This window comes from Variovorax sp. P4_B10, assembly GCF_056402375.1.
Map to the genome: position 1 here is coordinate 34,884 of NZ_JBFUHN010000040.1, position 11,234 is coordinate 46,117.

The 11,234-nt window shown below is 66.3% G+C and carries 15 protein-coding genes; 6 read left to right on the plus strand and 9 right to left on the minus strand.

Features of this window, described 5'->3' with window-relative positions:
- Both AC1DXX_RS19180 and AC1DXX_RS19185 read right to left on the minus strand, forming a co-directional pair.
- Nucleotides 1–432 carry a thiol-disulfide oxidoreductase DCC family protein gene (locus AC1DXX_RS19180; RefSeq protein ID WP_478135793.1) on the minus strand — a complete coding sequence of 144 codons (432 nt, stop codon included), beginning with the start codon at nucleotides 430–432 and terminating at the stop codon, nucleotides 1–3.
- A gap of 59 nt (nucleotides 433–491) precedes the next feature.
- A complete protein-coding gene (locus AC1DXX_RS19185; protein WP_478135794.1) occupies nucleotides 492–1,085 on the minus strand; it encodes a GbsR/MarR family transcriptional regulator in 594 nt (197 codons plus the stop codon).
- Nucleotides 1,086–1,204: 119 nt separating this feature from the next.
- Here AC1DXX_RS19185 and AC1DXX_RS19190 point away from each other — a divergent pair, with 119 nt between their 5' ends.
- The 3 genes from AC1DXX_RS19190 (at nucleotide 1,205) to AC1DXX_RS19200 (ending at nucleotide 3,606) form a co-directional block, all read left to right on the plus strand.
- Nucleotides 1,205–2,299 (plus strand): PA0069 family radical SAM protein, encoded by a 1,095-nt coding sequence (locus tag AC1DXX_RS19190; protein WP_478135795.1) that lies wholly within the window; start codon nucleotides 1,205–1,207, stop codon nucleotides 2,297–2,299.
- 95 nt (nucleotides 2,300–2,394) lie between these two features.
- On the plus strand, nucleotides 2,395–2,901 hold the full coding sequence (locus AC1DXX_RS19195) for a gluconokinase (RefSeq protein ID WP_478135796.1): 507 nt from the start codon (nucleotides 2,395–2,397) through the stop codon (nucleotides 2,899–2,901).
- Between the two features lie 69 nt (nucleotides 2,902–2,970).
- Nucleotides 2,971–3,606, plus strand: coding sequence for a glutathione S-transferase family protein (locus AC1DXX_RS19200; protein ID WP_478135797.1), 636 nt, complete (start codon nucleotides 2,971–2,973; stop codon nucleotides 3,604–3,606).
- Here the strand turns inward: AC1DXX_RS19200 and AC1DXX_RS19205 are convergent.
- Nucleotides 3,603–4,094, minus strand: coding sequence for a MarR family winged helix-turn-helix transcriptional regulator (locus tag AC1DXX_RS19205; protein WP_478135798.1), 492 nt, complete (start codon nucleotides 4,092–4,094; stop codon nucleotides 3,603–3,605). The two genes, AC1DXX_RS19200 and AC1DXX_RS19205, sit on opposite strands and share 4 nt — an antisense overlap.
- Nucleotides 4,095–4,152: 58 nt before the next feature.
- On the opposite strand from AC1DXX_RS19205, the gene AC1DXX_RS19210 reads away from it, so the two are divergent.
- Nucleotides 4,153–4,680: a thioesterase family protein gene (locus AC1DXX_RS19210; protein ID WP_478135799.1), complete on the plus strand. Its 528-nt coding sequence runs from the start codon at nucleotides 4,153–4,155 to the stop codon at nucleotides 4,678–4,680.
- Between the two features lie 6 nt (nucleotides 4,681–4,686).
- Here the strand turns inward: AC1DXX_RS19210 and AC1DXX_RS19215 are convergent, their stop codons facing one another.
- Together AC1DXX_RS19215 and gnd are read right to left on the minus strand one after the other, a co-directional pair.
- Nucleotides 4,687–5,241, minus strand: coding sequence for an N-acetyltransferase family protein (locus AC1DXX_RS19215; protein WP_478135800.1), 555 nt, complete (start codon nucleotides 5,239–5,241; stop codon nucleotides 4,687–4,689).
- 4 nt (nucleotides 5,242–5,245) lie between these two features.
- Nucleotides 5,246–6,667 (minus strand): decarboxylating NADP(+)-dependent phosphogluconate dehydrogenase, encoded by a 1,422-nt coding sequence (gene gnd, locus AC1DXX_RS19220; RefSeq protein ID WP_478135801.1) that lies wholly within the window; start codon nucleotides 6,665–6,667, stop codon nucleotides 5,246–5,248.
- A gap of 120 nt (nucleotides 6,668–6,787) precedes the next feature.
- Between gnd and AC1DXX_RS19225 the strand changes: the two genes are divergently transcribed.
- Nucleotides 6,788–7,753, plus strand: a complete 966-nt coding sequence (locus AC1DXX_RS19225; protein ID WP_478135802.1) for an AraC-like ligand-binding domain-containing protein — start codon at nucleotides 6,788–6,790, stop codon at nucleotides 7,751–7,753.
- Between the two features lie 17 nt (nucleotides 7,754–7,770).
- Here the strand turns inward: AC1DXX_RS19225 and arsH are convergent, their stop codons facing one another.
- Genes arsH through AC1DXX_RS19245 form a run of 4 tightly spaced genes read right to left on the minus strand, consistent with a single transcriptional unit; the run spans nucleotide 7,771 to nucleotide 10,359 of the window.
- Nucleotides 7,771–8,484, minus strand: a complete 714-nt coding sequence (arsH, locus tag AC1DXX_RS19230) for an arsenical resistance protein ArsH (RefSeq protein ID WP_478135803.1) — start codon at nucleotides 8,482–8,484, stop codon at nucleotides 7,771–7,773.
- Entirely contained in the window at nucleotides 8,474–9,532 is a 1,059-nt protein-coding gene (arsB, locus tag AC1DXX_RS19235; RefSeq protein ID WP_478135804.1) for an ACR3 family arsenite efflux transporter, read from the minus strand. Before arsB ends, arsH begins: the two co-directional genes overlap by 11 nt.
- Before the next feature lie 4 nt (nucleotides 9,533–9,536).
- Nucleotides 9,537–10,025, minus strand: a complete 489-nt coding sequence (locus AC1DXX_RS19240) for an arsenate reductase ArsC (RefSeq protein WP_478135805.1) — start codon at nucleotides 10,023–10,025, stop codon at nucleotides 9,537–9,539.
- A gap of 10 nt (nucleotides 10,026–10,035) precedes the next feature.
- Nucleotides 10,036–10,359: an ArsR/SmtB family transcription factor gene (locus AC1DXX_RS19245; RefSeq protein WP_478135806.1), complete on the minus strand. Its 324-nt coding sequence runs from the start codon at nucleotides 10,357–10,359 to the stop codon at nucleotides 10,036–10,038.
- A 145-nt stretch (nucleotides 10,360–10,504) separates the two neighbouring features.
- Between AC1DXX_RS19245 and AC1DXX_RS19250 the strand changes: the two genes are divergently transcribed.
- Nucleotides 10,505–11,233 (plus strand): alpha/beta fold hydrolase, encoded by a 729-nt coding sequence (locus tag AC1DXX_RS19250; protein WP_478135807.1) that lies wholly within the window; start codon nucleotides 10,505–10,507, stop codon nucleotides 11,231–11,233.
- Nucleotide 11,234: the final 1 nt, after the last annotated feature.

Consider the following 11,234-nt stretch of genomic DNA (forward strand, 5'->3'; position numbering starts at 1 on the left):
TCAGAGGCGGCAGTTGTCGTCCGCGCAGGTGGCCGGCGCGATGGCGCCGCGGCCTGCCAGCCGGGCGACGAGCCAGCGCGGCAGCCGGTAGCGGTTGCGTGCGAGCACGGCGTAGGCGCGGTCGGCCAGCGCCCCCACCACCGGCAGGTCGAGCAGGAAGCCACCGGCCGGCAGGCCCACCGCATTGCGGCAGGCGCGGATCGCGGCGACGCCGTCCAGCACGCGGCCCGCGGCGTCGACCGCATGCATCGCCGTCATCAGCGCTTCGCGCGGTGCCGGGCCGCCGGAAAAGCCGGCGGGCGAGCAGTCGACGAGATTCAGTCGCCCGGCGGCATCGCGGGCCTTCATCGCACCCATCTCGGCGACGCAGAGCGGGCAGGTGGCGTCGTAGTAGACGGTCAGCGGGTAGGCGTCGGTTGCGATGCGGCTCATGGTGTTCTTGATTCTCGATATTTCAGTCAAAACAGAAATCAATGGGCAAAAAAAAGCGCTCAGATCATCGGCAGGCTGGCATGGTGCGCATCGGGGTCGTCGCCCTTGCCGGCAGGCGCGGCAGGTGCCGCATCGCCGCGCACGAACTTCTGCACGCTGGCACCGAGCGTCAGCACCTTGTCGAGCGTGCCGGGCGAGAGCCGCAGCATTTCGTCGGCCCAGGTGGCGAGCTTGTTCATGAGCTCCATGGTCGAGCGGATGCGGTCCTGCGCATCGGCCGGCTCCTTCTGGAAGTCGGGGCTGGAGACCAGCTCGCGCAGCACGCGGACGGTGGGATCGAACTCGCGTTCCTTGCGCTCGCGCACCACGGTGCGAAACAGCTCCCAGACGTCGACGCTGGTCTCGAAATAGTCGCGACGGTCGCCCATGGTGTGGGTCACGCGCACGAGGTTCCAGGCCTGCAGTTCCTTCAGGCTGTTGCTGACGTTGGAGCGCGCGACGCCCAGCGTTTCGGAGAGCTCTTCGGCGTGCATCGGCTTGCCATGGGCGAAGAGCAGGGCGTGGATCTGCGAGACGGTGCGGTTGACGCCCCACATGGAGCCCATTTCGCCCCAGTGGAGGACGAACTTGCGTTGAATGTCGGTGAGTTCCATAGCGCCGAGTTTAAGATTTCCTAAATTTCTGTCAAGAGAGAAATGAAAAATCGAGCAAGTGATGGTGAATGGTGGAATACTGTATGAATAAACAGTGAATTCCATCCAAAGGATTTGCCATGCCCGCAGCCCAGGTTCCCATCCACATCATCAAGGGCCGAGGTGCGGCCACCCGGCTGGCGCACCGTTTCTCGAAGGACGAGCGCAACGCCTTCGACGACGGCTGGGGCACGCTGGAAGAGGGCGCGGCCGAAGCCGACGCACTGCTGCCCATCGCGACCGAGGTGCGCTTCGAGGACGTGAAGTCGGTGCTCAACGAAAACGACTCGCCCGACATCTACTTCGACCGCTCGCTCAACCCCTACCGCGGTTGCGAGCACGGCTGCATCTATTGCTTCGCGCGGCCCACGCACAGCTACCTGAACCTCTCGCCCGGCCTGGACTTCGAGACCAAGCTGATCGCCAAGCGCAACATCGTCGAGGTGCTGCGCGCCGAACTCGGGCGCAAGAGCTACCGGCCGAGCTATATCGCGATCGGCACCGCCACCGACTGCTACCAGCCCATCGAGCGCGAGTTGCGGATCACGCGGTCGATCATCGAGCTGCTGAAGGAGGTGCGGCATCCGTTCGCGCTGGTCACCAAGTCGAGCGCCATCGAGCGCGACCTCGACCTGATCGCGCCGATGGCCGCCGACCACCTGGCCGCGGTGTACATCACGGTGACCACGCTCGACGGCGAACTCGCCCGCAAGCTCGAGCCGCGCGCCGCTGCGCCGCACCGGCGGCTGCGCACCATCCGCACGCTGGCCGACGCGGGCGTGCCGGTGGGCGTGAGCGTGGCGCCGCAGATTCCCTTCGTGACCGAAGACATGGAGCATGTGCTCGAGGCTGCCTGGGAGGCCGGCGCGCGCAGCGCGTTCTACACGGTGGTGCGGCTGCCGTGGGAAGTGGCGCCGCTCTTCAAGGAATGGCTGATGCTGCACTACCCGCAGCGCGCGGACCGCATCATGGCGCGCATCCACGAGATGCGCGGCGGCAAGGACTACGACGCCGACTTCGCCACGCGCATGAAGGGCAGCGGGCTCTGGGCCGACCTGATCCACCAGCGCTTCCAGAAGGCGACGAACCGCCTGGGCTTCAACCGCGAGCGCATTCCGCTCGATATCGCTGCGTTCCGGCCACCGGGTGCAGCGGGGCAGGGCAATCTCTTCTGAGTTTGCTGCTGCGCTGCGTTCCTGTTTGCGGGTAGATTTGCTTCCTGCCGGGCGGCTGGGGCCGTCGGGCATCGACGACGACATCAAAGGTGCGCATGAACGGGATCTGGCTGGTGGTCATGGGTGTTTCTGGCTGCGGAAAATCGAGCCTGGGGGCGGCGCTGGCCGTCGGGCTCGAGCTGCCGTTGATCGAGGGTGACGACCATCATCCGCCGGCGAATGTCGAGAAGATGAGCCGGGGCATTGCGCTGACCGATGCGGACCGCGTCGGCTGGCTCGCGACGCTGGGCCGCGCGCTGGCCGACTCGCCGCAAGGGGCGGTGCTGACCTGCTCGGCGCTCAAGCGCAGCTACAGGGATCAGTTGCGCGCGGCCGCGCCGGGGCTGCGCTTCGTGTTCATGGCGATCGAACGCGCCGAGTCCGAGCGCCGTGTCGCCGCACGGGCCGGCGCGGGCGAGCACATGTTTCCGGCCAGCCTGGTGGCCAACCAGTTCGCGACGCTCGAGTCGCCAGTTGGCGAGGTGGGCGTGCTGGCGGTCGATGCGACCGCGCCGCTGGGGGTGCTGGTCGGGCAGGTGAAGGCCTGGTTGCCTGCCGGCTAGTTGTCTGCTGCGCTGCGCATGACCCGGCTTGTGTTCGCGCCCGAATCACGCACCAAACGGAGCCTCACGATGACCATCATCATTACCGCCTTTGAACGATCGCCCGATGGCGGCAAGGGACTGGCGCGCGATACGCGCGTTCGCTGGGCGCTTGAAGAAGCGGGCCAACCCTACGAGGTTCGCCTTGTTTCGTTCCGTGCGATGAAGGAACCCGCGCATCTGGGCCTTCATCCGTTCGGCCAGATTCCAACCTATGAGGACGGCGATCTCGCCCTGTTCGAGACAGGCGCGATCGTCTTCCATATCGCCGAGCGCCATGCGGGCCTGTTGCCGGACGATGCCAATGCCCGGGCCCGTGCGATCACATGGATGTTTGCCGCGCTCAACACCGTGGAGCCGCCGATCCTTGAACTCGCAACCGCCAGGTTTCTGGAGGGCGACAAGCCCTGGACCAAGGAGCGCTTGCCTCTGGTCATGGATCGCATCCGTCATCGGCTGGACCAGCTTTCTGCCCGCCTGGGCGATGCGGACTGGCTCGATGGTGCGTTCAGCGCGGGCGACCTGATGATGGTGTCGGTGCTGCTCAGGCTGAGACCCTCGGGCATTCTGGACGAATTTCCGAACCTGGCTGCCTATGTCGCCCGCGGCGAAGCGCGGCCCGCATACAAGCGGGCTTTCGCCGCCCAATTGGCAATCAACGGCTAGGTCTTGCCGGCCCGCAGCGCCTCGAGCACCACGGACACGCGGTTCATCGTGTCGGCCACTGTTTCCAGCTCGCCCTCGGTGGCCGGCGCCACCATGGCGGTGACGAGTTCGGCCTGGACCGCCAGGCACTTCTGCGCCATGGCCATGCCGTCTTTGGTGAGCGTCAGGCGCCGCACGCGCGCGTCGGCCCCGTCGCTGTCGCGCCGGACCCAGCCCTTGGCCTCCATCTGCGTGAGCAGCATGCTCACGCCGCTCTTGGCAACGAAGCAGCGCGCCGCGAGCGCCTGCTGCGTGATGCCCGGCGTGGTCGCAATGGTCGCCAGCACCTCGTGTTCGCCCACGCGCAGGCCGATGGCGGCGAGCCGCGCGGTCATCACCGCATCGCAGAGGTTGTAGGCACGTATCACCGCCAGCCAGGCGAGCGTGCCGTGGGGCGAGGAGGGCGCGCGGTCGGACTTGCGGGGCTTTGGGGTCTTCGCAGCGGGCATTGGATATGGTTCAGTGTTGAACTATACTGTTCATCATTGAACCAATTCTAGTCTTCCCATGAACCTCTACCTCCGCCTGCTGATGACCCTGCTGCGTGCCTGGCGCGCACCGCGCCTGGCTCCGGGCGACGCGCTGGAGCGGCGGTTGCGCGTGCTGCCCAACGACCTCGACATCAACGGCCACATGAACAACGGCCGCTACCTGACGATCATCGACCTGATGCTGGTCGAATACTTCGTGCGCACCGGCTTTGCCGCCACCATGCTGCGCCAGGGCTGGCGGCCGATGTCGGGCGGCTCGCTCATCAGCTACCGTCGCGGGCTGAACCCCTTCGACGTGTACACGCTGCGCTTCCGGCTCGACGCCACCGACCAGCACTGGAACTACATGCGCTTCGAGTTCGTCAAGGGCGACAAGGTCTGCGCCGCCGGCTACATGAAGGGCGCTGCCGTGGGACGTGGCGGGCTGGTGCCCAACCTCGAGTCGTATGCCGCCATGGGCCTCGTGCCACCGGCGCATGCGCTGCCGCCGCCGGTGCGCGACTGGATCGCGGCCGAGCAGGGCGTGATGGGCGCGGCCTGGTAAGCCTGACTAGGGAACGGGCGCATCGAGCGCCAGCCGCAGCCGCGTGACGTTGGGATTGCCCGGGTCGCGCTGCACCTTGAAGCCCAGCTTGCGCGCGAGGCCCAACATCGCGAGGTTGTCGAACAGCGTGATGTCCGCGAGCTGCCGCACGCCGGCCTCTCTGGCCGCGGCGATCAGCTTGCGCATGAGCTTCCCGGCAAGTCCGCGGTGCTGCCACGCATCCGCGATGACGATGGCGAACTCGGCCGTCGCTGCCGTCTCCGGCGTGTCGCCGCGCACGTAGCGCACCACGCCCATCTGCTGCTCGACGCCATCGACCAGGGTGGTTGCGATGAGCGCGAGCTCGCGGTCGTAGTCGATGTGGGTCATGCGCCAGAGCTCGTCGGGCTGCGGCTTGCGTGGCGACAGCAGGCGGTGGTAGCCCGTCTCCTTCGACAGGCCGGCCACGAAGGCCGTGTGCATTTCGAGGTCGTCCGCGCGGATCGGCCGGATGCAAACCGGTGTGCCATCGGCGAACTGCCAGTCCTCGACCAGATGACTGGGGTAGTCGAGGGCCGGCATGGCATCAGCCGATGACTTCGGGCCAGTCGGTATGGAAGAACTGGCCTTCGGGCTTGTCGGTGCGCTCGTAGGTGTGCGCGCCGAAGAAGTCGCGCTGCGCCTGCAGCAGATTGGCCGGCAGCCGCTCGGTGCGGTAGCTGTCGTAGTAGGCCAGCGAGGCGCTGAACGCCGGCACCGGAATGCCGTTGCTCACCGCCAGCGCCACCACCTCGCGCCAGTTCTGCTGCGTGCGGTTCAGCAGGTCCTTGAAGAAGGGATCGAGCATCAGGTTGCCCAGGGCCGGGTCGGTGCGGAAGGCATCGGTGATGCGGTTCAGGAAGCGCGCGCGGATGATGCAGCCGCCGCGCCAGATCGCCGCGATGCGGCCGAGGTCGAGCTTCCACGCCTTCTTGTCGCCCATCGTCTTGACCAGGTCGAAGCCCTGCGTGTAGCTGATGACCTTCGAGGCGTAGAGCGCGTCGTGCACCTTGGCCACCAGCGCCTTCTTGTCGAGCGAGAGCTCGATCTTCGGCCCCTGCAGCACCTTGCTGGCCGCCACGCGCGCCTTCTTCTGCGACGACAGCACGCGCGCCTCGACGGCGGCATTGATGGTGCTGATGACCACCGCGTTCTCGGCCGCGTTGATCAGCGTCCACTGGCCCGTGCCCTTCTGGCCGGCCTTGTCGAGGATCAGGTCGACGACCGGCTTGCCCGTTTCCGGGTCTTTCTGCTCGAGCGCCTTGGCGGTGATCTGGATCAGGTAGCTTTGCAGCTCGCCCTCGTTCCATTCGCTGAAGATCGCGGCCATCTCGTCGGTGCTGAAGCCGGCGGCCTTGAACAGGCTGTAGGCCTCGCAAATCAGCTGCATGTCGCCGTACTCGATGCCGTTGTGCACCATCTTCACGTAGTGGCCTGCGCCGCCGGGGCCGATGTGGATGACGCAGGGTTCGCCGTCCACCTTGGCCGCGATGCTCTCGAAGATCGGCTTCATCACCTCCCAGGTGGAGAGCGGCCCGCCCGGCATGATCGACGGCCCCTTGCGCGCGCCTTCCTCGCCGCCCGAGACGCCCGCGCCGATGAAGCGCAGGCCCTTGGTCGCGAGGTAGGCGTCGCGGCGCTCGGTGTCGGTGTAGAGGCTGTTGCCGCCATCGATGACGATGTCGTCCTTGTCGAGCAGCGGAATGAGTTGTTCGATCACCTGGTCGACCGGTGCGCCGGCCTTCACCATGATCTGGATCTTGCGGGGCTTCTCGAGGCTCTGGACGAACGCTTCGAGCGTCTTCGCGCCGACCAGCTTCTTGCCCGGGTTCGCGGCCACGAAGGCCTCGGTGGTGGCTTCGGTGCGGTTGTAGACGCTGACCTGGAAGCCACGGCTTTCCACGTTCAGCACGAGGTTCTGGCCCATCACGGCCAGGCCGATCAGTCCGAAATCGCTTTTCTTGCTCATGGCCCTTCTTTCGTGTTCGGTTGGAAACGGCGGTCATTGTGCCGGGGGCCATGGCCGCGCGTCGTCGGAGGGCGTCTATACCCGCTTGGCAAATGCGCCCGGGCTGGCTATGTTTGCGGGATGACTCCCGCCACCGCAGCCGCCGCGATCCACACCTGGTCGACCGATGCCGTGCCGCAGCAGCAGCGGCTGGACTACTGGATCGGCGCGGTCTGCGAGGGTTTTCTCGAAATGGACGTGACCAGCACGCAGGTTGGCCGCTTCGGCGCGACGCTCGAATCCGCGCCGCTTGGCGCTATCGGCGTGAACCGCGTGCGCGGCACCGCACAGGACGTGTACCGCACGCGCCGCGCCATTGCCCACAGCCGCAGCAACTACTACTACCTGCTCTGCAAGACCGATTCGCCCTGGGTGGCCGTGCAGGAAGAACGCTCCGCGCGCATGCTGCCCGGCGACGCGGTGCTGGTCGATTCGCGGCGCCGCTATGCCTTTCATCTGCTGCAATCGGCCGACACCCTCTCGCTCGAACTGCCGACTGCGTGGGTTGAATCGTGGCTGCCCGATGCCGGCGACCATGTGGCGCGCCGCATCGACGGGCAAACGGGCTGGGGCAGCGTGCTCAGCAACTTCGTGCAACAGCTGTCGCCCGACGTGGCTGCGAGGCCGCCGCTGCCGCCGGCGCTGTTGACCGACCAGCTGGGCGGCCTGCTGTCCCTGGCGCTCGGGCAGGGGCCGTTGGAACCCGATGCAGGCGGCCGCGCCGCGCTGCGCCGGCGCGTACTCGAGGCCACGCGCGAGCGCCATGCCGAACCGGGCCTCACGGCCGCCGGCGTGGCACGCGAACTGGGCATTTCGGAACGCAGCCTGCACCGCTGCCTGGCCGATGGCGCCACCACCTTCGCGACCGCGCTGACCGGCTTTCGGATGCAGGTGGCGCAGCGCATGCTGGGCGATGCGCGCTTCGACCGGTTGAGCGTCGCAGAGATCGGTTTTCGCGTGGGTCTGGCCGACGCCTCGCACTTTGTGCGGCAGTGCCGACTGCACCTGGGCCGCACGCCCGGCGAGCTGCGGCGGCTGCGCCGCTGAATCCGCTTTCGCGCTGCTCAGATGCCGCGCAGATTGACCCGCTTCGAGAGGGCTTCGGCGCTCTCGCGCCGCTCGCTGTAGCGATCGACCAGGTGGTCCGCGCAGTCGCGCGTGAGCAGCGTGAATTTCACCAGCTCTTCCATGACATCGACCACGCGCTCGTAGTACGGCGAAGGCTTCATGCGGCCGTCGTCGTCGAACTCGAGGAAGGCCTTGGCCACCGACGACTGGTTGGGGATCGTGATCATGCGCATCCAGCGGCCGAGCACACGCAGCTGGTTCACCGCGTTGAAGGACTGCGAGCCGCCCGACACCTCCATCACCGCGAGCGTCTTGCCCTGCGTGGGCCGCACCGATCCCATGGCCAGCGGGATCCAGTCGATCTGCGCCTTCATGATGCCGGTCATTGCGCCATGGCGTTCGGGCGAGCACCACACCATGCCTTCGGACCATTGCGCGAGGCCGCGAAGTTCCTGCACCTTGGGATGCGCATCGGGTTCCGAGTCCGGGAGCGGCAATCCGCGTGGGTCGAAAATCCGTGTCTCCGCGCCCAGTGCCCGAAGCAGTCGCGCCGCTTCTTCCGTGAGCAACCGGCTGTAGGAACGCTCGCGAACGGAGCCGTACAGCAGCAGGATGCGCGGCGCATGTGTGGAGCGCTGCGCCGGCAGCAACAGATTCAGATCGGCCTTCTCGAACAGCGCGGGATCGACATTCGGGAGCTCACGACTCATACCAGCCTCGCGACGAATTCACCACCTTCACCACCGCCAGCATGATCGGGACTTCGATCAGCACGCCGACCACAGTGGCCAGTGCAGCGCCCGAGTGAAAGCCGAACAGGCTGATGGCCGCGGCCACTGCCAGCTCGAAGAAATTGGACGCACCGATCAACGCAGAGGGGCAGGCGATGCTGTGCTTTTCACCGAACTTCCGGTTGAGCCAGTATGCAAGGCCCGAGTTCAGGATCACCTGGATCAGGATCGGAACCGCGAGCATCGCGATCACGAGCGGCTGCTCGATGATGGCTTCGCCCTGGAAAGCGAACAGGAGCACGAGTGTCAGCAGGAGCGCTGCGATCGACCACGGGCCGATGCGATGCATGGCGCGCTCGAATGCGGCCGGCCCGGCCTTCAGCAGTTGCTTTCTCAGCAGCTGCGCGAAGATCACCGGCAGCACGATGTAGAGCACCACCGACGTGATGAGCGTGTCCCACGGCACCGTGATGGCCGACAGGCCCAGCAGCAGGCCGACGATGGGCGCAAAGGCAAACACCATGATGGCGTCGTTCAACGCGACCTGCGACAGCGTGAAGGCCGGGTCGCCGCCTGTCAGCCGGCTCCAGACGAACACCATGGCAGTGCAGGGCGCGGCGGCCAGCAGGATCAAGCCCGCGACAAAGCTGTCGAGCTGGTCGGCCGGCAAGTGGCCCGCAAAGACCTGGCGCACGAAGAGCCACGCCAGGAAGGCCATCGAGAACGGCTTCACGGCCCAGTTGATGAACAGCGTCACGCCGATGCCGCGCCAATGGTTCTTCACCTCGGCGAGGGCCGCAAAGTCGACTCGCAGCAACATCGGGATGATCATCACCCAGATCAGCACGCCCACGGGAATGTTGACCTTGGCAACCTCGAGGCGGCCGACGGCCTGGAAGGCGGACGGAAACAGTTGGCCCAACGCGATACCGACGACGATGCAGAGGAACACCCACACCGTCAGGTAGCGCTCGAACACGCTCATGGGCGCCGCGTTGCCGCGCGGACTTTCGATCACTGCGCTCATGGTGTCAGTTCGCGGAGATGCTTTGCAGCCGCTCTTGCAGCTCGGCGTCGCTCATCGCATCGGGATTCTCGAGCGCGAGAAGTTGGAGCATGCGGTAGGAGATCGCCTGCCGCGTCAGCTCGAAGGCCTGGCGTTTGGCGGCGTCGCCGCCTTCGGTATTGGAGGGGTCCGGATACCCCCAGTGAACCTTGACGCGTGTTCCCGGCCAGTAGGGGCAAGTCTCCTGTGCGGCGCTGTCGCAGACGGTGATGACCACATGCATGGTCGGCGTGGCGAATTCGTCCCAGCTCTTGCTTCGAAAGCCTTCGGTGTCCACGCCGGCACCCTTCAACACCTCGATGGCGAACGGATTGATTCTTCCACTGGGTGCGCTGCCGGCGCTGAAGGCCTTCACGTCCTTGCCGAGCTTCCGGGCCCAGTGGTTCAGCATGCCCTCGGCCAGCACGCTGCGGGCCGAATTGTGGGTGCAGAGGATGAGTACGTTGAGCGTCATTGCGGAGCCTTCAGCATTTGCAAGCGGTGGCGCTGTCGACGAGGCACGCCTCGCCCTGGCAGCAGTTCTCGGTGAGGTAGGCCAACAAGACGTTCATCTGGTCGAACGACGCGCGGTAGATGAGGTTCCGGCCCTGTCGCTCTTGCGAGACCAGGCCCGAATGCACCAATTCCTTGAGGTGGAAGGACAAGCCCGTTGCGGAAACCTCCAGCGTTTCGGTCAGCGCGCCGGGGGTCAGGCCTTCGGGCCCGGCCACCACCAGTGCACGAAACACCCGAAGGCGGACGGGCTGTGCCAGCGCAGCCAGGGATCGGACGACATCATTTTCTTCCATTATTCAAGTATCTTTGAATTATTGAATGAATGCAAGCCAGGTCTTGGCGCGAACCGGCCATGGCCCTGGCACGCAACGGCCATCCGCAGCGCGTTGCCGTTCCTACAGTCGTTCTCCTTCACACCCAACCACGAAGGAGACACGCATGTCCGACACCTATGTTCTCGTCCACGGCGCCTGGCACACCGGCGCCGACATCGAAGCCGTCGCCGATGGCCTGCGCGAAGCCGGCCACACGGTGCACTGCCCGACGCTGGCAGGCAACCGCCCTGGCGACGACCGCGCGCGCACCGGCCTCGACGACGCGATCGCGTCCGCCGTCCGTTTCATCGAGGAGAAAGACCTGACGCAGGTCCGGCTCGCGGGCCACAGCTATGGCGGCATGGTGATCTCGGGCGTGGCGGGCCGCATCGCGCACCGGCTCAAGCGGCTGGTCTACATCAACGCCTTCGTGCCGCTCGACGGCGAGTCGCTCAACGACATGGTGCCGCCGCACTACGTGGCGATGTTCGATGCCGTCGCCGCCGCAAACGGCAATGCCGTGACGCTGCCCTTCGAGGTCTGGCGCGAGGCCTTCATCAACGATGCCGACCTGGCGCTCGCGCAGGCCAGCTACGAGAAGCTGAACCCGCACCCGTACCGCACCCTCACCGACAAGATCAGGCTGCACAAGCCGCTGGCCGAACTGGCGCTCGGCAAGTCGTATGTCAATTGCCAGCAGGACATCGCGTTGCCGCACAGCCTGCCGTGGCATCCGCGCCTGTCGGAGCGGCTCGGGCTCTTCAGGCTGGTGGAGTGCCCCGGCAGCCACGAGATGTTCTTCTCGAACCCCAGGCGGCTGGCGCAGGCGATCCTGGAGGCGGGGCGGGACTGAA

Bases quoted from the DNA above. Each gene is read 5' to 3' on its own strand.
- AC1DXX_RS19180 (WP_478135793.1), bottom strand. From the start codon at position 432: ATGAGCCGCATCGCAACCGACGCCTACCCGCTGACCGTCTACTACGAC.
- AC1DXX_RS19185 (WP_478135794.1), bottom strand. From the start codon at position 1,085: ATGGAACTCACCGACATTCAACGCAAGTTCGTCCTCCACTGGGGCGAA.
- AC1DXX_RS19190 (WP_478135795.1), top strand. From the start codon at position 1,205: ATGCCCGCAGCCCAGGTTCCCATCCACATCATCAAGGGCCGAGGTGCG.
- AC1DXX_RS19195 (WP_478135796.1), top strand. From the start codon at position 2,395: ATGAACGGGATCTGGCTGGTGGTCATGGGTGTTTCTGGCTGCGGAAAA.
- AC1DXX_RS19200 (WP_478135797.1), top strand. From the start codon at position 2,971: ATGACCATCATCATTACCGCCTTTGAACGATCGCCCGATGGCGGCAAG.
- AC1DXX_RS19205 (WP_478135798.1), bottom strand. From the start codon at position 4,094: ATGCCCGCTGCGAAGACCCCAAAGCCCCGCAAGTCCGACCGCGCGCCC.
- AC1DXX_RS19210 (WP_478135799.1), top strand. From the start codon at position 4,153: ATGAACCTCTACCTCCGCCTGCTGATGACCCTGCTGCGTGCCTGGCGC.
- AC1DXX_RS19215 (WP_478135800.1), bottom strand. From the start codon at position 5,241: ATGCCGGCCCTCGACTACCCCAGTCATCTGGTCGAGGACTGGCAGTTC.
- gnd (WP_478135801.1), bottom strand. From the start codon at position 6,667: ATGAGCAAGAAAAGCGATTTCGGACTGATCGGCCTGGCCGTGATGGGC.
- AC1DXX_RS19225 (WP_478135802.1), top strand. From the start codon at position 6,788: ATGACTCCCGCCACCGCAGCCGCCGCGATCCACACCTGGTCGACCGAT.
- arsH (WP_478135803.1), bottom strand. From the start codon at position 8,484: ATGAGTCGTGAGCTCCCGAATGTCGATCCCGCGCTGTTCGAGAAGGCC.
- arsB (WP_478135804.1), bottom strand. From the start codon at position 9,532: ATGAGCGCAGTGATCGAAAGTCCGCGCGGCAACGCGGCGCCCATGAGC.
- AC1DXX_RS19240 (WP_478135805.1), bottom strand. From the start codon at position 10,025: ATGACGCTCAACGTACTCATCCTCTGCACCCACAATTCGGCCCGCAGC.
- AC1DXX_RS19245 (WP_478135806.1), bottom strand. From the start codon at position 10,359: ATGGAAGAAAATGATGTCGTCCGATCCCTGGCTGCGCTGGCACAGCCC.
- AC1DXX_RS19250 (WP_478135807.1), top strand. From the start codon at position 10,505: ATGTCCGACACCTATGTTCTCGTCCACGGCGCCTGGCACACCGGCGCC.